The organism is Streptomyces sp. NPDC044003 (assembly GCF_056435185.1).
Genome location: NZ_JBWKFA010000001.1, coordinates 391,895 through 415,349 on the forward strand (window position 1 = coordinate 391,895; position 23,455 = coordinate 415,349).

At 71.5% G+C, this 23,455-nt stretch carries 20 protein-coding genes and 1 tRNA gene; 4 read left to right on the top strand and 17 right to left on the bottom strand.

Annotated elements, in window-relative coordinates; translation table 11 throughout:
* Nucleotides 1–4 precede the first annotated feature (4 nt).
* From AC07AW_RS01755 to AC07AW_RS01815, 13 genes are all read right to left on the bottom strand, one after another.
* Nucleotides 5–652: an arsenate reductase/protein-tyrosine-phosphatase family protein gene (locus AC07AW_RS01755; protein ID WP_478813542.1), complete on the bottom strand. Its 648-nt coding sequence runs from the start codon at nt 650–652 to the stop codon at nt 5–7.
* Nucleotides 649–1,296, bottom strand: a complete 648-nt coding sequence (locus tag AC07AW_RS01760) for an L-threonylcarbamoyladenylate synthase (RefSeq protein WP_478813543.1) — start codon at nt 1,294–1,296, stop codon at nt 649–651. The genes AC07AW_RS01755 and AC07AW_RS01760 overlap by 4 nt, the downstream gene beginning before the upstream one ends.
* Nucleotides 1,297–1,336: 40 nt before the next feature.
* Nucleotides 1,337–2,182: a peptide chain release factor N(5)-glutamine methyltransferase gene (gene prmC / locus AC07AW_RS01765; protein WP_478813544.1), complete on the bottom strand. Its 846-nt coding sequence runs from the start codon at nt 2,180–2,182 to the stop codon at nt 1,337–1,339.
* A 53-nt stretch (nt 2,183–2,235) separates the two neighbouring features.
* The gene (gene prfA / locus AC07AW_RS01770) at nt 2,236–3,312 is read right to left on the bottom strand and encodes a peptide chain release factor 1 (protein ID WP_478813545.1); all 1,077 of its coding nucleotides are present in this window, start codon (nt 3,310–3,312) and stop codon (nt 2,236–2,238) included.
* A 97-nt stretch (nt 3,313–3,409) separates the two neighbouring features.
* Nucleotides 3,410–3,628 (bottom strand): 50S ribosomal protein L31, encoded by a 219-nt coding sequence (gene rpmE / locus AC07AW_RS01775; RefSeq protein ID WP_478813546.1) that lies wholly within the window; start codon nt 3,626–3,628, stop codon nt 3,410–3,412.
* Between the two features lie 157 nt (nt 3,629–3,785).
* A complete protein-coding gene (locus AC07AW_RS01780; RefSeq protein ID WP_478813547.1) occupies nt 3,786–4,880 on the bottom strand; it encodes an LCP family protein in 1,095 nt (364 codons plus the stop codon).
* 230 nt (nt 4,881–5,110) lie between these two features.
* Nucleotides 5,111–7,150: a transcription termination factor Rho gene (gene rho, locus AC07AW_RS01785; RefSeq protein ID WP_478813548.1), complete on the bottom strand. Its 2,040-nt coding sequence runs from the start codon at nt 7,148–7,150 to the stop codon at nt 5,111–5,113.
* A gap of 423 nt (nt 7,151–7,573) precedes the next feature.
* Nucleotides 7,574–8,491 carry a homoserine kinase gene (thrB, locus tag AC07AW_RS01790; RefSeq protein ID WP_015036193.1) on the bottom strand — a complete coding sequence of 306 codons (918 nt, stop codon included), beginning with the start codon at nt 8,489–8,491 and terminating at the stop codon, nt 7,574–7,576.
* A gap of 327 nt (nt 8,492–8,818) precedes the next feature.
* Nucleotides 8,819–9,889, bottom strand: a complete 1,071-nt coding sequence (gene thrC, locus AC07AW_RS01795; RefSeq protein ID WP_478813549.1) for a threonine synthase — start codon at nt 9,887–9,889, stop codon at nt 8,819–8,821.
* A gap of 6 nt (nt 9,890–9,895) precedes the next feature.
* Nucleotides 9,896–11,188, bottom strand: coding sequence for a homoserine dehydrogenase (locus AC07AW_RS01800; RefSeq protein WP_369146526.1), 1,293 nt, complete (start codon nt 11,186–11,188; stop codon nt 9,896–9,898).
* A gap of 121 nt (nt 11,189–11,309) precedes the next feature.
* Complete coding sequence (gene lysA, locus AC07AW_RS01805; protein WP_478813550.1) at nt 11,310–12,701, bottom strand: diaminopimelate decarboxylase; 1,392 nt, start codon at nt 12,699–12,701, stop codon at nt 11,310–11,312.
* 12 nt (nt 12,702–12,713) lie between these two features.
* Complete coding sequence (nrtL, locus tag AC07AW_RS01810) at nt 12,714–13,730, bottom strand: ArgS-related anticodon-binding protein NrtL (RefSeq protein WP_478813551.1); 1,017 nt, start codon at nt 13,728–13,730, stop codon at nt 12,714–12,716.
* A gap of 75 nt (nt 13,731–13,805) precedes the next feature.
* Nucleotides 13,806–14,339 (bottom strand): response regulator, encoded by a 534-nt coding sequence (locus AC07AW_RS01815; protein ID WP_478813552.1) that lies wholly within the window; start codon nt 14,337–14,339, stop codon nt 13,806–13,808.
* A 160-nt stretch (nt 14,340–14,499) separates the two neighbouring features.
* Between AC07AW_RS01815 and AC07AW_RS01820 the strand changes: the two genes are divergently transcribed.
* A tRNA-Arg gene (locus tag AC07AW_RS01820) sits at nt 14,500–14,571 on the top strand.
* A 382-nt stretch (nt 14,572–14,953) separates the two neighbouring features.
* Here the strand turns inward: AC07AW_RS01820 and AC07AW_RS01825 are convergent.
* The 4 genes from AC07AW_RS01825 to ku all read right to left on the bottom strand — a co-directional run bounded on the left by AC07AW_RS01825 (nt 14,954) and on the right by ku (nt 18,897).
* A complete protein-coding gene (locus AC07AW_RS01825; RefSeq protein WP_478813553.1) occupies nt 14,954–15,283 on the bottom strand; it encodes an SCO4225 family membrane protein in 330 nt (109 codons plus the stop codon).
* Nucleotides 15,284–15,447: 164 nt separating this feature from the next.
* Complete coding sequence (locus tag AC07AW_RS01830) at nt 15,448–15,870, bottom strand: hypothetical protein (RefSeq protein ID WP_478813554.1); 423 nt, start codon at nt 15,868–15,870, stop codon at nt 15,448–15,450.
* Nucleotides 15,871–15,997: 127 nt separating this feature from the next.
* Nucleotides 15,998–17,539 carry a M4 family metallopeptidase gene (locus tag AC07AW_RS01835; RefSeq protein ID WP_478814369.1) on the bottom strand — a complete coding sequence of 514 codons (1,542 nt, stop codon included), beginning with the start codon at nt 17,537–17,539 and terminating at the stop codon, nt 15,998–16,000.
* 398 nt (nt 17,540–17,937) lie between these two features.
* Entirely contained in the window at nt 17,938–18,897 is a 960-nt protein-coding gene (ku, locus tag AC07AW_RS01840; protein WP_478813555.1) for a non-homologous end joining protein Ku, read from the bottom strand.
* A 59-nt stretch (nt 18,898–18,956) separates the two neighbouring features.
* Between ku and ligD the strand changes: the two genes are divergently transcribed.
* The 3 genes from ligD to AC07AW_RS01855 all read left to right on the top strand — a co-directional run bounded on the left by ligD (nt 18,957) and on the right by AC07AW_RS01855 (nt 23,398).
* Nucleotides 18,957–19,853, top strand: coding sequence for a non-homologous end-joining DNA ligase (gene ligD / locus AC07AW_RS01845; protein ID WP_478813556.1), 897 nt, complete (start codon nt 18,957–18,959; stop codon nt 19,851–19,853).
* Nucleotides 19,854–20,097: 244 nt separating this feature from the next.
* A complete protein-coding gene (locus tag AC07AW_RS01850; RefSeq protein WP_478813557.1) occupies nt 20,098–21,006 on the top strand; it encodes an ATP-dependent DNA ligase in 909 nt (302 codons plus the stop codon).
* Between the two features lie 289 nt (nt 21,007–21,295).
* Nucleotides 21,296–23,398, top strand: coding sequence for a PBS lyase (locus AC07AW_RS01855; protein ID WP_478813558.1), 2,103 nt, complete (start codon nt 21,296–21,298; stop codon nt 23,396–23,398).
* Nucleotides 23,399–23,455: the final 57 nt, after the last annotated feature.

Genomic DNA, 23,455 nt, shown 5'->3' on the forward strand with positions numbered 1-23,455 from the left:
GCCGTCAACGGCGGGCCGAGACGCCCGTCAGCGCCGTGACCACCGGGTCCAGGGCCTCGTTGATCTCGTCGCCGATCGAGCGGAAGAAGGTGATCGGTGCGCCGTACGGGTCGTTGACCTCGTCGGCGTCCAGCGAGGGGGCCAGGAGCCACCCGCGTAGAGCCGCTGCCGCGCGGACCAGGGCACGGGCGCGTTCCACCATGCCCTCGTCCCGCGCGTCCGGCAGGGTCGCCGGGTCGATCGCGCGGACCAGGCGGGTGAACTCCTTCAGGGTGAAGGTGCGCAGGCCCGCCGAGTGGCCCATCGAGATGACCTGCGCCCGGTGGTCGCGGGTCGCCGTCAGGACGAGGTCGGCGCGGATGACGTGCTCGTCGAGGAGCTCGCGGCCCACGAAGCCGCTGTAGTCCGCGCCGAAGTCGGCGAGGACCATTTCGGCGTTGGCCTCCATGGGGGCGCCCTCGTGGCCCCAGGTGCCCGCGCTCTCCACGATCAGGCCGCCGCCGAGGGGGTCGCCGAGGCGGACGCTCAGGGCATGGCGGGTCAGCCGCTCGGTGATCGGCGAGCGGCAGACGTTGCCGGTGCTGACGTGGAGGATGCGGAAGGTGCTGCTGTCGTCGAACCCCGCTATGCCACGCCCCTCAGGGGCGGTCAACTGGCCACCTCGAGGTCGGGTACGACCTTCCGGAGCTCCTCCGGGGAGAGCGAGCCCTCGCGCAGCAGCACCGGCACCTTGCCCGTGACGTCGACGATGGACGAGGGGACGATGCCGGGGGTCGGGCCGCCGTCCAGGTAGACGGAGACGGAGTCGCCGAGCATCTGCTGCGCCGCGTCGCAGTCCTCCGGCGCCGGGTGGCCGGTGACGTTGGCCGAGGAGACGGCCATCGGGCCGACCTCGGTGAGCAGTTCGATCGCGACCGGGTGCAGCGGCATCCGGATGGCGACGGTCCCCCGGCTGTCGCCGAGGTCCCACTGGAGGGACGGCTGGTGCTTGGCGACGAGGGTGAGCGCGCCGGGCCAGAAGGCGTCGACGAGCTCCCAGGCCTGCTCGGAGAAGTCGGTGACCAGGCCGTGGAGGGTGTTCGGGGAGCCGATGAGCACGGGCGTGGGCATGTTGCGGCCGCGGCCCTTGGCGGCGAGCAGGTCGCCGACGGCCTCGCTGCTGAAGGCGTCCGCCCCGATCCCGTACACGGTGTCGGTGGGCAGCACGACCAGCTCGCCCCGGCGGACGGCGGACGCGGCCTCGCGCAGACCGGTCACGCGGTCGGTCGCCTCGTTGCAGTCGTATCGCCGTGCCATCAGTTCCCGGCCTCCTCGTACGCGTCGTTCGTCATGGCGGTCATGGCATCGCCTTGCGGGCGGTCGCGAAACGCGGCCGGTTGTTCAGGTCCGGGTGGTCGGCGGCGTCGGCCCAGCCGGCCTCCTCGTTGAAGATCCACGGCACCTGCCCGCCCTGGGTGTCCGCGTGCTCGATGACGACGAGGCCGCCGGGGCGAAGGAGCCGGTGGGCGGTCCGCTCGATGCCGCGGATGGTGTCGAGGCCGTCCTCGCCGGAGAACAGGGCCATCTCCGGGTCGTGGTCGCGGGCCTCGGGCGCCACGTACTCCCACTCGGTGAGCGGGATGTACGGCGGGTTGGAGATGACCAGGTCGACCTGGCCGTCCAGCTCGGGGAGCGCGGTGAGCGCGTCGCCCTCGTGCAGCGCGACGCGGGAGCCCTCGACGTTCTTGCGGGTCCACGCGAGCGCGTCCTCGGACAGCTCCACGGCGTGCACCCGCGAGCGCGGCACCTCCTGGGCGAGCGCGAGGGCGATGGCCCCGGAGCCGGTGCACAGGTCGACGATGAGCGGTTCGACGACGTCCATGGCGCGTACGGCGTCTATGGCCCAGCCCACGACCGACTCGGTCTCCGGGCGGGGCACGAAGACGCCCGGCCCCACCTGGAGCTCCAGGTAGCGGAAGAACGCCCGGCCGGTGATGTGCTGGAGCGGCTCGCGGGCCTCCCGGCGGGCGACGGCCTCCCAGTAGCGGGCGTCGAAGTCCGCGTCCTTGACGTTGTGCAGCTCCCCCCGCTTGACGCCGTGCACGAACGCGGCGAGCTCCTCGGCGTCGAAACGCGGTGAGGGAACGCCGGCGTCGGCCAGCCGCTGGGTGGCCTGGGCCACCTCGGCAAGCAGCAGGTTCACGCTGGTCCTCCGTGGTGCGGGGTGGGGCTTGAGGGGGGCCTTGTGCTGCGGTCTTACGCCGCGGCGAGCTTCGCCGCCGAGTCGGCGTCGACGCAGGCCTGGATCATGGGGTCCAGGTCGCCGTCGAGGACCTGGTCCAGGTTGTACGCCTTGAAGCCGACGCGGTGGTCCGAGATCCGGTTCTCCGGGAAGTTGTACGTACGGATCTTCTCGGACCGGTCGACGGTGCGGACCTGGCTGCGGCGGGCGTCGGCGGCCTCGGCCTCGGCCTTCTCCTGGGCGGCGGCGAGGAGCCGGGACCGCAGGATGCGCATGGCCTGCTCCTTGTTCTGGAGCTGGCTCTTCTCGTTCTGGCAGGAGGCGACGATGCCGGTCGGCAGGTGCGTGATGCGGACGGCGGAGTCGGTGGTGTTGACCGACTGGCCGCCGGGGCCGGACGAGCGGTAGACGTCGATGCGCAGGTCGTTGGCGTGGATCTCGACGTCGACCTCCTCGGCCTCGGGCGTGACGAGCACGCCGGCGGCGGAGGTGTGGATGCGGCCGGCGGACTCGGTGGCGGGCACGCGCTGGACGCGGTGCACCCCGCCCTCGTACTTGAGCCGGGCCCAGACGCCCTGGCCGGGCTCGGTGGCACCGTTGCCGCCCTTGGTCTTCACGGCGACCTGGACGTCCTTGTAGCCGCCGAGCTCGGACTCGGTGGCGTCGATGATCTCGGTCTTCCAGCCGACGCGCTCGGCGTACCGCAGGTACATCCGGAGGAGGTCGCCGGCGAAGAGGGCGGACTCGTCGCCGCCGGCACCCGCCTTGATCTCCAGGATGACGTCCTTGTCGTCGCTCGGGTCGCGCGGGACGAGGAGCAGGCGGAGCTTGTCGGTGAGCTCCTCGCGCTGCTTCTCGAGCTCCTTGACCTCGGCGGCGAAGTCGGGGTCGTCGTGCATCAGCTCGCGCGCCGTCTCGATGTCGTCACCGGTCTGCTTCCAGGAGCGGAAGGTGGCGATGATCGGGGTGAGCTCGGCGTAGCGCTTGTTGAGCTTGCGCGCGTTCGCCTGATCGGCGTGGACCGAAGGGTCCGCGAGCTTCGTCTCAAGGTCGGCGTGCTCGCCGACCAGGTCCTCGACCGCCTCGAACATCGGGGGCTCCTGGGGTTTTCGTCAGTTGCTACGGGGACGGCAAAGCGCCGGTCCCGGCCACCCGCGCGGGGCGACCGTGGACCGGCGCAGGGGCTCGCTACTTGGCGGCGCCGGCCTTGCCGAAGCGGGCCTCGAAGCGGGCGACGCGGCCGCCGGTGTCGAGGATCTTCTGCTTGCCCGTGTAGAACGGGTGGCACTCGGAGCAGACCTCGGCACGGATGGTGCCCTCGGTCAGGGTGCTACGGGTGGTGAACGACGCGCCACAGGTGCAGCTGACCTGGGTCTCGACGTACTCGGGGTGGATCTCGCGCTTCAAGGTGTCTCCTAGTTTCGGGAGGGCTCCGGGTCGCCGACGCGGGTTGCGGACAGCGTGAACCGGGGCCGACGTACCAGTCTGCCAGGACCGGCCGCATCTCCCAAAACGGGGGTCGGTCCCGAGGTATTCCCGGGCTGCTCCCCCGGGCTCCCCCGTGCTACTTCACGACACCGTCGGCCTTGCCGGTGGCGGTGTCCTTCGTGGCCGACGCGGGGATCGGAAGGTCCCTCTTGAGGGCCTTCCAGACCTCTGCGGACTGGGCTTCGAGGGGGACGACGCGGTTGGGGTCCCGGGGGTCGTACTCCACGGGCAGGGTGACCATGTGGACGTTCTGGGCGCCGATGCCGGAGAGCCCCTTGGCGAAGCCCGTCAGTTCCTGGACCGAGTCGAGCTCGGAGTCGGGCGTGATCGCCTTGGTGGCGGCGTCGGCGAGCCCGTACAGCTTGGCCGGGTTCGAGAAGACGCCGACGTCCTTGACCTGGTTCATGAAGGCCTTCATGAAGGCCTGCTGGAGCTGGATGCGGCCGAGGTCGCTGCCGTCGCCGACGCTCTTGCGGGTGCGGACGAGGCCGAGGGACTGCTCGCCGTCGAGGGTGTGCGTGCCCGGGGCGAGGTCGAGGTGACTCTTGGAGTCCTTGATGGCCTGCGTGGTGGTGATCTCGACGCCGCCGAGTTCGTCGATGAGCTTCTTGAAGCCGGTGAAGTCGACCTCGATGTAGTGGTCCATGCGGATGCCGGACATCGACTCGACGGTCTTGACGGCGCAGGCGGGGCCGCCGACCTCGTACGCCGTGTTGAACATGGCCCGCCGCTCGCCGGGGACGGCGGCCCCCTGCGCGTCGGTGCAGGAGGGCCGGTCTATCAGGGTGTCGCGGGGTATGGAGACCACGCTCGCCTTCTTGTGGCCCTCGTAGACGTGCACGACCATCGCGGTGTCCGAGCGGGCGCCGCCCTCGTCCTTGCCGTACGCGCCGTTGTCGCCGGAGCGGGAGTCGGAGCCGAGGACGAGGATGTCGACGGAACCGTTGTCGACGTTCTTCGGGCGCTCGGTGCCGAGCTGGGCGTTGATGTCGACGCCCTTGAGGTTGCCGTCGAGCTTGAGGTAGACGTAGCCGAGTCCGGCGCCGCCGAGGACGAGGACCGCGGCGGCCCCCGATATCAGGATCGGCGCCTTGCGCCGCTTGGCGGGCTGCCTGCGGCGTCGGCCGCTGCCCGCGCCGCGTGCGCGGCCGGTCCTGCTCTGCTCGGTCATCGTCTTCCCTCGGCCTCGAATGCACCTTCTGTGACGCCCTCGGATTTCACCTTCTGTGACGGCGAAGCACCCGAAAGGGTTGCATACAGGCCTGTGAGGTTTGGGTGAGCGCTGCCCGGAAACGGCACTGCGCCCACCGTGCGGGGCACGGTGGGCGCAGTGGTTCACGCAGGTCACGACGGGGTTACGGGCGCGGGGCCCGGCTGTCGTCGTGTGACGCAGCTCTCGCGTCAGTCGTTGCTGCCGCCCGGCGTCGTCTTCTGGATCTGGAGCAGGAACTCGCCGTTCGACTTCGTCTGCTTCATCTTGTCGAGCAGAAGCTCGATCGCCTGCTGCTGGTCGAGCGCGTGGAGCACGCGACGCAGCTTCCAGGTGACGGCGAGCTCGTCGCTGCCGAGGAGGATCTCCTCCTTGCGCGTACCCGAGGCGTCGACGTCGACGGCCGGGAAGATGCGCTTGTCGGCGAGCTTCCGGTCGAGCTTGAGCTCCATGTTGCCGGTGCCCTTGAACTCCTCGAAGATCACCTCGTCCATCCGCGAGCCGGTGTCGACCAGCGCGGTGGCCAGGATGGTCAGCGAGCCGCCGTCCTCGATGTTGCGCGCGGCACCGAAGAAGCGCTTCGGCGGGTAGAGCGCGGTCGAGTCGACACCACCGGACAGGATGCGGCCGGAGGCCGGCGCCGCGAGGTTGTACGCGCGGCCCAGGCGGGTGATGGAGTCGAGCAGGACGACCACGTCGTGACCCAGCTCCACGAGGCGCTTGGCGCGCTCGATGGCCAGCTCGGCGACGGTGGTGTGGTCCTCGGCCGGACGGTCGAAGGTCGAGGAGATGACCTCGCCCTTGACCGACCGCTGCATGTCGGTGACCTCTTCCGGACGCTCGTCGACCAGGACGACCATCAGGTGGCACTCGGGGTTGTTGTGCGTGATCGCGTTGGCGATCGCCTGCATGATCATGGTCTTGCCGGTCTTCGGCGGGGCCACGATCAGACCGCGCTGGCCCTTACCGATGGGCGAGACCAGGTCGATGATGCGGGTGGTGAGCACGCCCGGGTCCGTCTCCAGGCGGAGGCGGTCCTGCGGGTAGAGCGGGGTCAGCTTGTTGAACTCCGGGCGGCCACGGCCGGAGTCGGCGGCCATGCCGTTCGCGGAGTCCAGGCGGACCAGCGCGTTGAACTTCTCGCGGCGCTCGCCCTCCTTCGGCTGACGCACGGCGCCGGTGACGTGGTCACCCTTGCGCAGGCCGTTCTTGCGGACCTGGGCGAGGGAGACGTACACGTCGTTCGGGCCGGGCAGGTAGCCGGAGGTCCGGATGAACGCGTAGTTGTCGAGGATGTCGAGGATGCCCGCGACGGGGATCAGGACGTCGTCGTCGGCGACCTGCGGCTCGCCGGCCTGGAAGTCGTCACGGCCACGACGGCCACGACGGTCGCGGTAGCGCCCGCGACGGCCACGACGGCCGCCCTCGAAGTCGTCGTCGTCCTGCGGACCGGCCTGCTGGCCACCCTGCTGCCCGCCCTGCTGGCCCTGGCCGCCCTGGCCCTGGCCCTGGCCACCCTGGCGCTGACGCTGGCCGCCCTGGCCACCGCCCTGCTGCTCGTCGCCCTTGCGGTCGCGCTGACGGTCACGGCGGTCACGGCGGTCGCCGCGCTCCCCGCGCTCGCCGCGGTCACGACGGCCGCGGCCCTCGGCGGTGTCGACGGCGGTCTCGGCCTTGGCGTCGGCCTGCGGCTCGGCCTTGACCTCGCGGGTCTCGGTACGGGCCTCGGTCTTGACGACCTGGGCGGCCTCCGCCTTGGCCTCGCCCTCCGGGGAACCGGCGGGGGCGGTGGCACGACGACGACGGCGCTCGCCGGCCGGGGCGTCGTCGGCGGCGGGCTGGCCCGGGATGTCGATCTGCTGCTGGGCGACGGCCTTCTCGGCCTTCTCCGCCTTGGGCGCGGCGGCCTCGGCGGACTCGCCCGTGGTGCGGGCCTTGGAGGTGGCGCGGCGCTTCGGCTTGGTCTCGGCGGCGTCGGCGGCCTTGGCGGGGGCGGCGGAGCCTCCGGCCTGCGCCTCCTTGATGACCTCGATCAGCTGGCTCTTGCGCATCCGCGCGGTGCCCCTGATGCCGAGGCCGGACGCGACCTGCTGCAGCTCGGCCAGGACCATGCCCTCGAGGCCGGTGCCGGAGCGGCGGCGCCGTGCGGTGCCGGTGGCACCTGCGGCGGGCGCGGCGGTGTCGACACTGTTGTCGGCAGTCACGCCCATCAGATCGGTGGTGTCGCTCACGAAGGGTCCTTCCCTGGAGCGGACGTCGGCCATCTGGCTCGGCGACCGGTTGTGCTGTCCGGCAGGGTCCTGGTTCGTGGACCGTGTCCGGGGCGGTGGTCCCGCCGGGTGCGGCGGAAGAGGAGAAACGTGCTGTGGGTCCGGCCCGAGCGCCCCCTGCTCGGCCCTCGGCTCGAAAGAAGAGCGAGGGGTGTCGTGCCGGTTCCGGAGCGTGCTCGAAACTGCTCAGGCAGGCTGCTCAGGCAGTTGGGGAGGCTCCCGGAAGAATGGTGGTCCCTGATGGGGACACTCCGCACCGCTCCACAAAGAGGTCGGGTGCAGACTTGAGGTTAACACTACCGGCTCCAACAAACATTCCCCCTCTCCCTCACCGGCAATCCCGTCCTGTCCGAGGCGCTGCCCGGCGCCCCGGCCGCCACACGCCTAGGGCGCCAGCGGCAGGACGCTCGCTCCGGACGCGTCGAGGTCGAGCCGGTTCGCGGCCCAGCCCTCGCCCGCGAGGCGGGCGACCTTGTCGGCCGTCCCGTGTTCGGCCAGCGCGAGGACCGTGGGTCCCGCGCCGGAGATGACCGCGGGGACGCCGTCCGCGCGCAGTCGGTTCACCAGAGCGATGCTCTCCGGCATCGCGGGGGCCCGGTACTCCTGGTGCAGCCGGTCCTCGGTGGCCGCGAGCAGCAGCTCGGGGCGGCGGGTCAGCGCCTCGACGAGGAGGGCGGCGCGGCCGGCGTTGGCGGCGGCGTCCACGTGCGGGACGGTGCGCGGCAGGAGTCCGCGGGCGGTCTCGGTCAGTACGGGCTTTCCGGGGACGAAAACCACCGGAACGATGGAATCCGAGGGATCCATCCTGATCGCCCGCGCGGCACCGGACTCGGTCCAGGCGAGTGTGAATCCGCCGAGCAGACAGGCGGCGACGTTGTCGGGGTGGCCCTCGATCTCGGTGGCCAGCTCCAGGAGGGCGGCCTCGTCGAGCCTGGCGTCCCCGCCTATGGTCACGGCGCGGGCGGCGACGATGCCGGCGCAGATGGCGGCGGAGGAGGAGCCGAGGCCGCGGCCGTGCGGGATGCGGTTGGCGCAGACGACCTCCAGGCCGCGCGGCTGCCCGCCGAGCAGGTCGAAGGCCGTGCGCAGGGAGCGTACGAGCAGGTGGCTCTCGTCGCGCGGGAGCGTCTCGGCTCCCTCGCCGGCGATGTCGACGTGCAGCCCGGAGTCGGCGACCCGGACGACGACGTCGTCGTAGAGCCCCAGCGACAGGCCGAAGGCATCGAAGCCCGGGCCGAGGTTGGCGCTGGTGGCGGGGACGCGCACCCGTACGGCGGCGGCGCGGAACGCTGGACCGGCCATCGCTCGTTGACTCTCCTTGATTGCGAAAACGGTGTTTCAGACAACGGGTAGTGCAAGAGAAGTACTCGGGGACCCGGGCCCGGGGGCCGTTTCGGCCGCGGAGGCGACAACGGCAACGACACCGCGCATATGCGTCGGGGCGGGTTCGGTACAGCCTATCGAAGGAAGGTTCTGTGGCGACATAGGGCGCACAGGAGGCGCACGATGCGTGTCGCGAGCCATCCTGTGCGCCTATGTAGGTTCCTGATCGGGTTTCACCCGATCAGGAACCGGCGGGCCTTGCTTGTTTCAGGCCAGACCGAGGCGCTCGGCCGGGCCCTGGGTGTTTCAGGCCAGGCCGAGGCGCTCGGCGGCGGTCGCGGCGTCGACCGGGACGGTGACGGGCTGCGGCGCGCCGGCGACGGCCCAGTCGGGGTCCTTGAGGCCGTTGCCGGTGACGGTGCAGACGATCGTCTGGCCGGGGTCGACCTTGCCCTGCGCGGCGGCCTTCAGCAGACCGGCGACCGAGGCGGCCGAGGCGGGCTCGACGAAGACGCCCTCCTGGGCGGCCAACAGGCGGTAGGCCTGCAGGATCTCACGGTCCGTCACCTCGTCGATGAGGCCGCCCGACTCGTCGCGCGCGGCGATCGCGTAGTCCCACGAGGCCGGGTTGCCGATGCGGATCGCGGTGGCGATCGTCGACGGGTCCTTGACGACCTCGCCGCGCACGAGCGGCGCGGAGCCGGAGGCCTGGAAGCCCCACATGCGCGGGCGGTGGGTGGCGAGACCGTCGGTGGCGTACTCGCGGTACCCCTTCCAGTACGCCGTGATGTTGCCGGCGTTGCCGACGGGCAGCACGTGGATGTCGGGGGCGTCGCCCAGCATGTCCACGATCTCGAACGCGGCGGTCTTCTGGCCCTCGATGCGGACCGGGTTGACCGAATTGACCAGCGCCACCGGGTAGTTCTCGGAGAGGCTGCGGGCCAGGGTCAGGCAGTCGTCGAAGTTTCCGTCGACCTGGAGGATCTTCGCGCCGTGCACGAGGGCCTGGCCCATCTTGCCGAGCGCGATCTTGCCCTGCGGCACGAGGACGGCGGAGACCATCCCGGCACGGACCGCGTACGCCGCCGCGGAAGCGGAGGTGTTGCCGGTGGACGCGCAGATGACGGCCTGCGCGCCCTCCTCCTTGGCCTTCGTGATGGCCATGGTCATGCCCCGGTCCTTGAAGGAACCGGTGGGGTTGGCGCCCTCGACCTTGAGGTGCACCTCGCAGCCCGTGCGCTCGGAGAGGACCTGAGCGGGGACGAGCGGCGTGCCGCCCTCACGGAGCGTGACGATGGGCGTCGTGTCCGTGACCGGAAGGCGGTCCCGGTACTCCTCGATGATGCCGCGCCACTGGTGGGTGCCCTTGTGGGTCATGGGTCCTTACTCCCCTTCAACACGCATGATGCTGGCGACACCGCGCACGGTGTCGAGCTTGCGCAGCGCCTCGACGGTCCCGGAGAGGGCGGCGTCGGGCGCGCGGTGGGTGACGACGACGAGGGAGGCCTCGCCGTCCTTGCCCTGCTGGCGCACCGTATCGATGGATACGCCGTGCTCGGCGAAGACCGTCGCGACCTGGGCGAGGACGCCCGGCTTGTCGGCCACGTCGAGGCTGATGTGGTACCGCGTGACGACCTCGCCCATGGAGCTCACGGGCAGCTGGGTGTACGCGGACTCGCCGGGGCCCGTCGCCTCGTTGAGACGGTTGCGGCAGACGGCGACGACGTCGCCGAGCACGGCCGAGGCGGTCGGCGAGCCGCCCGCCCCGGGGCCGTAGAACATGAGCTGCCCGGCGGCCTCCGCCTCGACGAAGACCGCGTTGTACGCCTCGCGGACGGAGGCGAGCGGGTGGCTGAGCGGGATCATCGCGGGGTGCACGCGCGCGGTGACGGACTCGCCGTCGGCGGCCCGCTCGCAGATCGCGAGCAGCTTGATGGTGCAGCCCATCTCCTTGGCGGAGGCGAAGTCGGCGGCGGTGACCTCGGTCATGCCCTCGCGGTAGACGTCGTCGAGGCGCACGCGCGTGTGGAAGGCGATCCCGGCGAGGATGGCGGCCTTGGCGGCGGCGTCGAAGGCCTCGACGTCGGCGGTCGGGTCGGCCTCGGCGTACCCGAGGGCGGTGGCCTCGTCCAGGGCCTCCTGGTAGCCGGCGCCGGTGGAGTCCATCTTGTCGAGGATGAAGTTCGTCGTGCCGTTGACGATGCCCATCACACGGTTGATCTTGTCGCCGGCGAGGGACTCGCGCAGCGGCCGGATGAGGGGGATGGCACCCGCGACGGCGGCCTCGTAGTAGAGGTCCTGCCCGTGCTGCTCGGCGGCGGCGTAGAGGCTCGCGCCGTCCTGGGCGAGCAGCGCCTTGTTCGCGGAGACGACGGAGGCGCCGTGCTCGAAGGCGGTGGTGATGAGGGTGCGGGCCGGCTCGATGCCGCCGATGACCTCGACGACGACGTCGATGTCCCCGCGTTTGACGAGGGCGGTCGCATCGGTGGTGATCAGCTCGGCGGGGACTCCCCCGCGGACCTTGTCGGGCCGGCGGACGGCCACGCCGGCGAGCTCGACCGGCGCGCCGATGCGCGCGGCGAGGTCGTCGGCGTGCGTCGTCATGATGCGCGCCACCTCTGAGCCGACCACTCCACAGCCCAGCAGCGCCACCTTCAGCGGACGCGTACGCATCATCCGACCTCGTTTCTCGTACGGCTTCGTATTTCTACGGTGGGAACCAGTCTCACTCACCGGACGAGGGATTCAGCCCCTCGTCCGGATCCTGAGACATCGATTTCGTCACGTGACTATTTCATCAGCCGACGTCGAGACGCAGGAGATCTTCCTCCGTCTCGCGCCGGACGATGACACGCGCCTCGCCGTCGCGGACGGCGACGACGGGCGGCCGGAGGGCGTGGTTGTAGTTGCTGGCCATGGAGCGGCAGTACGCACCGGTGGCCGGCACGGCGATGAGGTCGCCGGGCGCCAGGTCCGAGGGCAGGAAGGCGTCCCGTACGACGATGTCGCCGCTCTCGCAGTGCTTGCCGACGACGCGGGAGAGCATCGGCTCGGCCTCGCTGGTCCGCGAGACGAGGCTGACGCTGTACTCGGCGTCGTAGAGAGCGGTGCGGATGTTGTCCGACATGCCGCCGTCGACGCTCACGTACGTCCGCAGCCCTTCGAGGGGCTTGACGGTGCCGACCCGGTAGAGGGTGAACGCGGTGGGACCGACGATGGCCCGCCCGGGCTCGACGGAGATACGAGGAGTCCGCAGCCCCGCGGACTCGCACTCCCGCGTGACGATCTCGCTCAGCGCCTTGGCGATCTCGTGCGGCTCACGAGGATCGTCCTCGGACGTGTACGCGATACCGAGCCCACCCCCGAGATCGATCTCGGGCAGCTCGACCCCGTGCTCGTCGCGCACCTCGGCGAGCAGCTGGACGACGCGCCGCGCGGACACCTCGAACCCGGCCATGTCGAAGATCTGCGAGCCGATGTGGGAGTGGATGCCGATGAGCTCGAGCCCGTCGAGCTTGAGGGCCCGCCGCACGGCCTCGGCGGCCTGGCCGCCGGCGAGGGCGATGCCGAACTTCTGGTCCTCGTGGGCGGTGGCGATGAACTCGTGGGTGTGCGCCTCGACGCCGACGGTGACGCGGATCTGCACGCGCTGCCGCTTGCCGAGGGACTGGGCGATGTGGGCGACGCGGACGATCTCCTGGAAGGAGTCGAGCACGATCCGCCCGACGCCGACGGACACCGCCTTGTGGATCTCTTCCTCGGACTTGTTGTTCCCGTGGAAGGCGATCCGCTCGGCAGGCATTCCGGCGGACAGCGCAGTGCTCAGCTCCCCGCCGGAGCACACATCGAGATTGAGCCCCTCCTCCTTGAGCCACCGCACGATGGCGCGGGAGAGGAAGGCCTTCCCGGCGTAGAAGACGTCGGCGTCCTTACCGAAGGCCTCGGCCCAGGCGCGGCAGCGGGCGCGGAAGTCGGTCTCGTCGAGGAAGTACGCGGGCGTGCCGAACTCCTCGGCGAGGGCGTCGACGCCGATACCGCCGACGGTGACAACCCCCCGCTCGTCCCGCGTGACGGTCCGGGCCCAGACCTTGGGGTCGAGGTGGTTGAGGTCGGCGGGCGGAGCTGTGTAGTGCCCCTCGGGAAGGACATCGGCGTGGCGGGGCCCGGCGGGGTGGGCGGAACGGCTCATGGTCTGCGTCTTTCAGATCTGGTCGGGTGCGCTGATGCCGAGCAGGGCGAGGCCACCGGCGAGCACCGTCCCGGCGGCTTCGGCGAGCGCGAGCCGGGAACGGTGGGCGGCCGAGGGTTTCTCGTCGCCGAGCGGCAGAACGGTGTGCTGGAACGCGAGCAGCGCGTCGGCGGTGGCTTCGAGATGCCGGGCGACCCGGTCGGGGGCGCGGTGGCGGGCGGCGGCGAGGAGGACGAGGGGGTGGTCGCCGAGGACGCCGAGAAGCGGGGATGCGTGGATGTCGGTCTCGTACGACATCTCGTACGACGTCTCGTCGGGCGTCGTCTCGTATGACGACGTCTCGTACGAGGGGGTGAAGCCGAGCTGCAGCCCATTGACCAGCAGCCGCTGCACGCGCGCGTGGGCGTACCGGACACGGAAGAGGGAGTTGCGCTCGTGCTGGACGAGAAGGGGAGGCCCGTCGAGGGCGCGGTCCGAGGGCGCGGCGCGCAGCAGGGCCCAGCGTGCAGCGTCGACACCGAATTCCTGGGGCAGGTAAGCGGCGGGCCGCACATGGACCCGCTCGTCCCCGCCGAAAGCGGCATCGGCCCCTTGCGCGCACAGCAGCCGAACGACCACTTCGGTAACGACCTGCCCCCGGGACTCGGTCACCTCGGCGAACCGCACGGCGGTCCCGGCGAGGGCGGTGCCGTGCCCGTACCCGGCGCCCGCGTCCCGGATCGCCCGAACGAGGTCACCACCGGCATCGGGACGAAGGGTGAAGTTCAGAAACCCGGGCCCGGTGATGTCGACGGCGAGGATCCCGGGGGCTCCCTGGAGCCGCTCCTTCAGAACCCCGGCGACATCGAGAGGGGTGCGCCCGGCGGGCCGGGCAAGACTGAGCGCGACGCTGCTGGCGTACTCGCCGGTACCCCCGGGGCGGGCCCGTTCGACCTTGACACGCGGGGGAACGTCGACCCGCAGCGCACCGTCGTCGACCGCACGGCGCACGGCGTGCTGCACGGTGAGGGAGAGGTCCGCGGGGGTCACGGGACAAGCCTAGGGGAGGAGGGGGGTCGAAACGCGAACCGGTTTCGGCATGCGGTCACCTTGAGGGCGAACCCCTCAGACGACCCCGCGCGCACTTCCGGCACGACGGGGGTCGTGCGGCGGTCGGGAGTGGATGTCCTGCGGCCGGGAGTCCTGCTCCTGCGATGCGTCGACTGCGGCCGGCTCCTCTCCCCCGTCCGGCCCGTCGGCCCCGGGGGCCTCGGGACGCTCCCGCCGCTCGCGGTGCATCAACTGCCGCACCACGCGCACGAGCTCCGAGGGCTCGAAGGGCTTGGCGAGGAAGGCGTCGACACCGGAGGAGACCCCGCCGACCTCGTGCTCGCCGCAGGCACTGATGATCGCCACCGGCAGATGACTGGTCCGGGGATCGGCCCGGAGCCGCTCGGCGGTCTTGATCCCGTCCAAGCGGGGCATGACGACGTCCAGGGTGACGACATCAGGACAGACCTGATGTACGACATCCAGACACTCGGCACCATCGGCCGCGGTCACCACCTCGAACCCCTCGAGTTCGAGATTGACCCTGATCAACTGCCGGATCACCTTGTTGTCATCCACAACGAGCACCCGACCGGACACGCCTGACACACGAACGAGAGTAGGCCGCCCCTAACGGCTGCGTCCGGGTTTTACCCACTTCTGACCCGTGCGGGGGACCCGGCCCCCGGTGACGCCCCGGAAATACCTGTTCACAGGCACGCCCGGAGAACTGGTAGGGTTCTACCCGTCGCCGCCAAACACGGTGGACGCCCCCGTAGCTCAGGGGATAGAGCAACGGCCTCCGGAGCCGTGTGCGCAGGTTCGAATCCTGCCGGGGGCACTTCGCAGAAGTGCCACACAGACCCCGTGATCAGCGGAAACGCTGAACGCGGGGTCTTGTTGTATGCGCAGGTGTGTGCCGGGGTGAGCGGCCGTATGTCGGGGTCCGTGGACTGTTCGTGGACAGGTTCTCGGGGCATCGGCGCAGGGCAACCCGGGGAACGACGAAGACCCCCGGACAGGTCCAGGGGCCACGAAGCCTAGCGATCGACGCACCCACGATGCGGCCGAGACGGTACGCGGGGGCGGCTCAAGGCGATGCCTCCGGCGGGGGCGCTCAGGCTGCGGGATGGGAGGAGGCCGTACGCGGGTGGCCGGCCGGTGGGGTGTAGCGGTGGGGACTCCCGTCCCGTCTGCCGTCGAACCAGGCAGAGCCGAGCAGTTCAGCCGCGACTCGGACGGGTGAGCCCTTTGCGATGACCTCGCAGAGCCTCCAGAAGCGCTCCCAGAGCAAACGACTGGGCCAAGGCGCTGATGACGACCCCGCCGACCACATACCAGACGGGCGCATCCATGCCCCAAACCGCCTCTATGCCCCCGGCAACCAGCGGGGAGGTGGGGGCGGTGAGAAGGAGCGGCCAGATCCCGACGATTCCGGGATCCCCGAACAGCGCGGCAGCCACCTCGAACACAACGGACGCACCGACGAGTCCCAGATAGACGGCAGAAGCAGCATTGGCGAAGGTCAGACGAAGCAGGGTGCGAGCGTTCATCGATTTCCCCCCGGAGATGTGGTGCTCCCCATGCTCCTGGCGGACCAGAACTCCGGCGTGAGTATCCGTACTCAATCCGACCCGCCTCGACCCCAGGCGGCACTCACGCCACGAGCTCACGACGCGGGATCCGGGGTGGTGGCCGCGCCGTGGTCGTGGCGTCGCTAGTCGGCTGTCACTCCCCAGTAGCCGATCTGTGTGGGTTCGCCGTCGCGGTAGAGGATGGTGCAGTTGCCCTGGGCGCGGTCGGGGAAGTCCAGGCGGCCCGAGTGGAGGGCCTCGTCCCATTCTTCGTGGGTGGGTCGGCCGGTGGGGGACCAGGCGTGGATCTCGGCGGCGGTCAGGGGGCGCATGAACGGGCCGTCGTCCGTGTCCGTGGCCTCGATCATGCGGGGGAAGTCCAGCACGGTGCCCGTGCCTCCGGTGAAGATGTACTCGTGCCAGGCCGGGTCCCGCCACAGCTCCTCGATCGTCCGTCCCCCGAAGCCGTGGTCGTCCTGCGCGAGCGTCTCCGCTCGGGTCTGTCGGAACGCGGCCTCCAGGTCCTGCTGGTACGGGCCCGTCTGCGTCCACGCGTTGCCGCCCATGTTTCTTCGCTCCCCTGTGAGTTGTGCGGGTGAGAGTGGAGCGTAGGGGGCGGTACTGACAGAGACGGGGAAGACCCCGCCCCCCGTGCGAATACGGGAGGCGGGGTCTTCCTTCGGACCTGTGGTGTTACTTCACGTTGATCGCGGTCCACGCGGCCGCGACCGCGTTGTACTGGGTGCTGCCGGTGCCGTACAGGTCCGCGGCGGCCGAGAGGGTGGCCGTGCGGGCGCCCGCGTAGCTGGTGGAGGAGGTCATGTAGGTCGACAGGGCCTTGTACCAGATCTTGTACGCGGCCTGGCGGCCGATGCCCGTGACGGTGGAGCCGTCGTAGGTCGGCGAGTTGTAGGCGACGCCGTTGATGGTCTTCGAGCCGCTGCCCTCGGAGAGCAGGTAGAAGAAGTGGTTGGCCGGGCCCGAGGAGTAGTGGACGTTCAGGCGGCCGACCGACTTCGACCAGTAGTCGGCGGACTTGCCGTCCTTGCTGGGCTTGTCCATGTAACGGAGCGGCGTGCCGTTGCCGTTGATGTCGATCTTCTCGCCGATGAGGTAGTCACCCGCGTCGGCGGAGTTGTTGGCGTACCACTCGACCGAGGTGCCGAGGATGTCGGAGGTGGCCTCGTTCAGGCCGCCGGACTCGCCGCTGTAGCGGAGGTTGGCGGTGGACGCGGTCAGGCCGTGGGACATCTCGTGGCCGGCCACGTCGAGGGACGTGAGCGGGTGGGTGTTGCCGATGCCGTCGCCGTACGTCATGCAGAAGCAGGAGTCGTCCCAGAACGCGTTCACGTACGCGCTGCCGTAGTGGACGCGGGAGTAGGCGGCGACGCCGTCGCCGCGGATGCCCAGGCGGCCCAGCTCGTTCTTGTAGAAGTCCCACGTCACGGCCGCGCCGTAGTGGGCGTCCGCGGCCGCGGTCTCGCGGTTGCTCGCGAGGCCGTTGCCCCAGGTGTCCGTGGAGTTGGTGAAGAGGGTGCCCTGGCCGGAGGTGCCGCCGTTCAGGTCGTACGTCTTGTGGCCGCCGCGCGTGGCGTCGGTGAGGGTGTACGAGCCCGAGGTGCCGAGCGTGACCTGGCCGGCGTACATCGTGTTGCCGACGCCGGTCTCGATCGTCTCGGTGGAGAAGAGCTCCTTGCCGGTGGTGGCGTCGGTGACGACCTGGCGGCGGCTCGGGGTGCCGTCCTTCTGGACGCCGGTGACGTACGTCTCCCAGGCGAGGACCGGCTTGCCGGTGGCGGCCCAGATGACCTTGCGGGCGGAGGAGACGGCCTCGTCCGCGTTCGCGGCGGAGGCGAGGGCGGCCTTGCCGGCGGTGGCCGACGAGACGGCGGGGGTCGTGGTGGCCACGGATATCCGGGCCTCGGTCGCCTTGGTGGTGGAGCGGGCGCCCGACTTCTTCTGGTGGACGACCAGGTCGCCACCGAGGACCGGGAGGCCCTCGTAGGTGCGCTCGTAGCGCGTGTGCACGGTGCCGTCCGCGTCCTTGACGACGTCCCGGACGACCAGCTTCTCCTGGGCGGCCAGGCCGATGCCCTTGGCGGTGGCGGCGGCCTCGCCCTGCGCCTCGTGGATGGCGGCGGCGCGCTGGGTGCCGGTCAGCTGGATCGCCGTGGCACCGGCCTCGCGCTGGGCGTCGGCGTTGGCGGATCCGGTCTGGACGCCGACGACGACCATGGCGGCCGAGGCGATGAGGGCGGCGGCGCGGGCGGTGGTGCGGCGGTGCGAGGACTGCTGGCGGGTCACGCGGGCTCCTTCGCTGAAAAGCGTGGGGATTGTGGGGGTGGGTGTTGCGGGTGTGAGCGTGCCAGCGAAGTCGCCTGTTTGACAGGTCTGCAACAAGGATTTGACCATGTGTTGTCCGAAGGACAGATAACTCTGTTCGTTATGCGGGGAGTTAGGGTCGAGTCGCGACCCTCTCTGCCCAGATTCGGGCAGCAATAAGCCCCCCGGTGGGACCACCGGGGGGCTTGTGACGTTTGGGGCAGTTGGGGTAGTTGGGGTGGTTGGAGTAGTTGGGTGGTTGGGTGGTTGGGGTAGCTGGGTGGTTGGCTGATTCTTGCGGGAGCTGGGGGTCAGGCCGTGCGCTTGTGCGGACTCGCCTTCTTCGCCGGGGTCTTCTTGGCCACCGCCTTCTTGGCCGTCGTCTTCTTCGCCGCCGCCTTCTTCGCCGCCGCCTTCTTCGCCGGAGGCTTCGCTTCCGCCTTCGCCGCGCCCCTCGGCTTGAGTTCCGTCACCACCGCGTCCTCCCCGCGCGCCTCCCTCGCCGCCCGGACACTGTTCTCCAGCGCCGCCATCAGGTCGATGACCCGGCCGCCGCCCTCCTCCTCCCCCGGAGCCGGGGGCGCGACACCCTCGCCGCCCGCCGCCTTCACCGCGATCATCTCCTCGACCGCCGTCCGGTAGTCGTCGTGCAGGGTGCTGACATCGACCTCGCCCAGCGTGGCCATCAGGGCGTCCGCCAAGTCCAGTTCGGCCTCACGGACCGTGACCGCGGTCTCGGGGGCGACACCCTCGGGAGCGCGGATCTCGTCCGGCCAGAGCAGGCCGTGCATGGCGATCACGTCGTCCACGACCCGGAGCATGCCGAGCCGCTCCCGCCCCCGCAGGGCGTACTTCGCGAGCGCCACCTTGTCGCTGCGCTTGAGCGCCTCCCGGAGCAGGGTGTACGGCTTGGCCGCGGGCACGCCGTTCGCCGAGAGGTAGTACGCGGCGTCCATCTGGAGCGGATCGATCTCGCCCGCCGGCACGAAGGCGACGATCTCGATCGTCTTCGCGGTGGGCAGCGGCAGCGCGGCCAGGTCCTCGTCGGTGATCGGGATCATGGTCCCGTCGGCGTCCTCGTACGCCTTGCCGATCTCCGCCTGGGGCACCTCTTCCCCGTCGAGCTCACACACCTTCTTGTAGCGGACCCGGCCGCCGTCCTCGGTGTGGATCTGGCGGAAGGAGACGGACCGGCTCTCGGTGGCGTTCACCAGCTTGATCGGGATGCTGACCAGGCCGAAGGATATGGCTCCGTTCCAGATGGATCGCACGATTCCTACCTTTCGAGCCGCAGCGTTCGATACGTCCTGAAACATGGGATTCTCATCGTATGACGCCGATCACAGAGGTGGAGGGGCGGCGCCTGGCGCTCAGCAACCTGGACAAGGTCCTCCACCCGCTCACCGGCACCACCAAGGGCGAGGTCCTCCACTACTACGCGACCGTCGGGGCCGTGATCCTGCCGCATCTGCGCGACCGCCCGGTGTCCTTCCTGCGCTACCCGGACGGTCCCGACGGACAGCTCTTCTTCACCAAGAATCCGCCGCCCGGCACACCCTCCTGGGTGAGGACCACCCCCGTGCCCCGCTCCGAGGACCCCCGCGCCCGGCAGGTGGTGATCGAGGACCTGGCCTCGCTCATGTGGGCCGCGAACCTCGTCGTGGAGTTCCACACGCCCCAGTGGCGGGCCTCCTCCCCCGCCGTCGCCGACCGGCTCGTGTTCGACCTCGACCCCGGGCCGCCCGCGGGCGTCGCCGACTGCTGCCGGGTCGCCCTCCACCTGCGCGAGCGGCTCGCCGCCGACGGCCTGGAGGCCTACGCCAAGACCTCCGGGTCCAAGGGGCTGCATCTGCTGGTCCCCGTCGTGCCCACGCCGTCCCCGGACGTCTCGGCGTACGCGAAGCGGCTCGCCGTCGAGGCGGAGGCGGAGCTGCCGGGGCTCGTCACACACCGGATGGCGAAGGCCCTGCGGCCCGGGAAGGTCTTCGTCGACCACAGCCAGAACGCCGCCGCCAAGACCACCGCCACCCCCTACACCCTGCGGGCCCGCGCCCGGCCCACCGTCTCGGCACCCGTCACCTGGGAGGAGGTCGAGGACTGCGCCTCCCCCGCCGGAGGCCCTGCGGAGCTTGCCCTTCTCATGGGCGACATCGCGCCACGTCTGGAGCGGTACGGGGACCTCCTGGCACCCCTCTTCGCGCCCGAGCGGGCGGGAGCCGTGCCGTGAGCGGGGCCCGCGGCGGTCCGGAGCCCTGCCGTGAACCGGACCCTCACGGCGGTCCGGAGACTGCAGTGAACCCGCCCCCCGCAGCGGGCGGAAGCCGCGCCGTGAACCCGATCCGCGCAGCGGGCGGGAGCCGCGCGGTGAACCCGGCCCCCGCGGCGGGCCGAAGCCGCGCCCGTGAACCCGATCCCCGCGACCGGCAGGGGCGTGCCGTGAGCCCGGCCCCCGCCACCAACCGGAGCCTGCCGTGAACCCGGCCCCCGCGGCCGGAGCCGCCGTGCTGCTGCCGCCCGTCGACGTCATGCGGCCCCGGGCCGCCGACGAGATCCCCGCGCAGGCGGCGCCGCCCCGGCAGCTCCAGTACTCCCTCAAGCTCGACGGCTTCCGCGCCCTCGCCTTCGTCCTCGACGGCGGCAAGGTCGTCCTGCAGTCCCGCTCCCGCCGGGACCTCGCGCCGGAGTTCCCCGACATCGCCGCGCACCTGCGCGAGCAGCTGCCGCCCGGGATCGTTTTGGACGGCGAGCTGTGCGCCTACCGGGACGGCCGGCTGAGCTTCACCGACCTGCTCCGTACGCACGCCGACCGGGTACGGGCCGGGGTGCCCGTCTCGTACGTCGCCTTCGACCTGCTCGCCGTGCCCGGCCGCGACGTGCGGGCGCTGCCGCTCCGCGACCGGTGGGAGCTGCTCGGCGCGGCCCTGCAGGAGGCCGAGCCGCCGCTCCAGCGGGTCCTGGCCACCTCGGACGAGGCGACCGCGCGGGGCTGGTTCCGTGACCTGCGGGAGGCGGGCGTCGAGGGGGTCGTCGCGAAGCTGCTCGGCTCGCCCTACCGGTCCGGCTCCACCTGGGCCTGGCGCAAGATCCGGCACGCCGACACGAGCGACGCCCTGCTGCTCGGCCTCGTCGGCCCGCCGGAACGGCCCGGGGCCCTGGTCGTACGGCTCCCCGACGGCCGCACCCTGACCACCTCGCCCCGGCTGACCCCGGCCCAGTCGCGCCAGGTCGGCGAGCTGACGGGCGGGCTCGCGGGACCCCTCGCGGAGGACCCGGAGCACGGGCCGGTGCGGTGGGTCGACCCGCCGCTCCCGGTCGAGCTGCATCAGGTCGCGGGGCGGCACGAGACGGCGGCGTTCGTCCGCGTGCGGTCGGAGGGGTAGGGGTGGGACTGGGAGTGGGAGTGGGAGTGGGGGTGGGGGTGGGGACTGGGGTGGTACGGCCCCTGTCGGATTGGAGCCGGGCGAGGCCCGCGACCGCCCCCGTCGCGCCCCTCGGCGTGTCCCCCGTACGGACACCGTGCGCAACTGCCTTGCTCCGTACCGTACATGGCGCAAAGAGACCGCAACCGGCGCTTCGGGCGCGGCAGGTGTCGCCGGTTCGGCTTTGTTGTCCGTCCTGTGGTGCACACTTGCTGCCTGGCACAGCGCTCACGGGGAAGGCGGCCTGGCAATGCTGACGGGGATCGAGGAGGTCGACTGGGCCTCACTGGGGCACGCGTACGGCCCCGCGGACGACGTGCCGGAGCTGCTCCGCGGACTCGCCTCCGCCGACCCCGCCGAGCGGGAGACCGCACTCGACGGCATGTACGGCGCGGTGCACCACCAGGGCGACGTGTACGACTCGACGCTCGCCTGCATCCCCTTCCTCCTCGAACTCGTCGCCGACCCGGACGTCCAGGACCGGGGCTGCATCGTCGAGCTGCTCACCAGCATCGGCGGGATCGAGCTCGATGACGACGACGAGGAACTGGACGAATTCGCCTCCGACGACGAGGAGTTCATCCCCGCCGCCAACTACGCGATGGCCGCCGCCGCCATCGCCGCCGGTGCCGACGTCTTCCTCGGGCTCGTCTCCGATCCCGACCCCGAGGTGCGGCTCGCCGCGCCGTGCGCGCTCGCCTCGCTGCACCCCGAGCCCGCCCGGGTACTGACCCTGCTGCGGGAGCGCCTCACCGTCGAGCGGGACACCGAGGTGCGGCTCGCCCTGGTGGCCGCCGTCGGGCGGATCGCCCTGCGGCACGCGTCGCTGCGCACCGAGACCGTCGACTGGCTCGGCTGGCTCGCCCGCGCCGCCCACGACCCCGGGCTCCGGCTCGCGGCGCTCGCCCAGCGGGCGCGCTGCGCGCCCGCCGACATCCCGGCCGACGTGGTGCCGTGGGTGACGCGGCTCCTGGAGGAGATCAGGACCTCGGCCAACCGGCAGGCCGCCCCCGGCGCGGAGCGGGCCGCGACACCGACCCTCATCGGGCAGGTCCGCGAGCTCCTGGAGGAGCACGCCGCCGGCCGGCCCGCCCCGTGGACCGAGGAGCTGCTGCGGACCCTGCACGCCGCGCTCGATGACCGGGTCGACGACCGGATCGCGCTGATCCTCGCGCAGCTGCGCAGCCCGGACTGGGGGCAGCGTTCGGACGCGATCTGGCTGTGCGGCGGTTTGATACGGGTCTGGCGCGGGCGGTACGAGGAGGTCGTCCGGCTCATCGGCGCGCAGCTCCAGGACCCCGAGCCCCGGCTCCGCGAGGCGGCCACGTCCTTCCTGGAGCGGCTCTTCGAGCTGGGGGCGCCCGCTGCCGACGCGCTCGCGGCCCGTCTCGCCGGGGGGCCGGGCGCCACCCCCTCGAGCTCCGGCCAGGCCTTCGTCGGGCGGTCCGGGCGGGACGGGGCGCTGCTCGCGCTGGCCCGCGCCGGCGACACCCGCGCGGTGCCGCTGCTCGCCCGCGCCCTGGAGGAGGCGGAGGTGCGGCGCGAGCTGCTGTACGCCATGGACGGGCTCGGGCCCTCGGCGGCGATGCTCGCCCCGCTGCTCCGGCGCCGGCTCGCCGAGGTCGAGCTCGACGAGCGGCTGTACGACCGGGCGGCGCCGCTGCTGTACGCCCTGGCGGCCGTGCGGGGCGGTCAGGCCCTGCCGGAGGTGCTGCGGGTGCTGCGGGGCGCGCCGGCGAACCGGCGCGACTGGGTGCGGGAGGCCGCCCTGCGGACCCTGGCGGCCTTCGGGCCAGCCGCCGGGGAGGCCGTGCCGGACATGCGGGAACTCCTGGGCGCCGAGTCGGCCTCGGTGGCCACGGCGGCGGCCCGCGCCCTGTGGGCGGCCGAGGGGGACCGGGGCGACGTGCTCCCGGCCCTGGAGCGGTGGCTTCGGCCGGGCACACCGGGCGGGGACTGGTGCGCCGCCGCGCAGGTCCTCGGCGAGATCGGCCCGGCGGCGGCCGCGGCGGCCACCGCCCTCCGGTCGGGTCTGGTCGCGCGGGATCTGTGGGTGCGGGTCCGCAGCGCCGCGGCGCTGTGGCGGGTGTCCGGCGAGTCGTCGGCGTCGCTCCCGGTGCTGCTCGCGGCCTGGGAGGAGAACCGCCACGCGCGCGTGGACATCGCGGAGTGCCTGGCGGAGATGGGTCCGGCGGCCTCGGGCGCGCAGCTGGTGATCCTCACGGAGCTGACCCGCAGGCGCCGCCACAACGCCCGCGAGGACGGCTCCGGCAGCCATGACATCCATCTCGACGAGAAGCTGCTGACCCTGTGCCGGGCGGCGCTGGCCCGGATGGAGCGGGGGATGTTCTAGGACCTGCCAGCGGGGGATGCTCCAGGACTGTCAGCGAGGGATGTTCCAGGACTGTCA

Excerpts from the sequence above, each read along its gene's own strand:
- AC07AW_RS01760 (WP_478813543.1), bottom strand. The coding sequence starts at position 1,296 with ATGGCACGGCGATACGACTGCAACGAGGCGACCGACCGCGTGACCGGT.
- thrC (WP_478813549.1), bottom strand. The coding sequence starts at position 9,889 with ATGACCCACAAGGGCACCCACCAGTGGCGCGGCATCATCGAGGAGTAC.
- prfA (WP_478813545.1), bottom strand. The coding sequence starts at position 3,312 with ATGTTCGAGGCGGTCGAGGACCTGGTCGGCGAGCACGCCGACCTTGAG.
- lysA (WP_478813550.1), bottom strand. The coding sequence starts at position 12,701 with ATGAGCCGTTCCGCCCACCCCGCCGGGCCCCGCCACGCCGATGTCCTT.
- AC07AW_RS01800 (WP_369146526.1), bottom strand. The coding sequence starts at position 11,188 with ATGATGCGTACGCGTCCGCTGAAGGTGGCGCTGCTGGGCTGTGGAGTG.
- AC07AW_RS01780 (WP_478813547.1), bottom strand. The coding sequence starts at position 4,880 with ATGACCGAGCAGAGCAGGACCGGCCGCGCACGCGGCGCGGGCAGCGGC.
- AC07AW_RS01830 (WP_478813554.1), bottom strand. The coding sequence starts at position 15,870 with ATGGGCGGCAACGCGTGGACGCAGACGGGCCCGTACCAGCAGGACCTG.
- AC07AW_RS01825 (WP_478813553.1), bottom strand. The coding sequence starts at position 15,283 with ATGAACGCTCGCACCCTGCTTCGTCTGACCTTCGCCAATGCTGCTTCT.
- AC07AW_RS01835 (WP_478814369.1), bottom strand. The coding sequence starts at position 17,539 with ATGGTCGTCGTCGGCGTCCAGACCGGATCCGCCAACGCCGACGCCCAG.
- ligD (WP_478813556.1), top strand. The coding sequence starts at position 18,957 with ATGACGCCGATCACAGAGGTGGAGGGGCGGCGCCTGGCGCTCAGCAAC.
- AC07AW_RS01855 (WP_478813558.1), top strand. The coding sequence starts at position 21,296 with ATGCTGACGGGGATCGAGGAGGTCGACTGGGCCTCACTGGGGCACGCG.
- thrB (WP_015036193.1), bottom strand. The coding sequence starts at position 8,491 with ATGGCCGGTCCAGCGTTCCGCGCCGCCGCCGTACGGGTGCGCGTCCCC.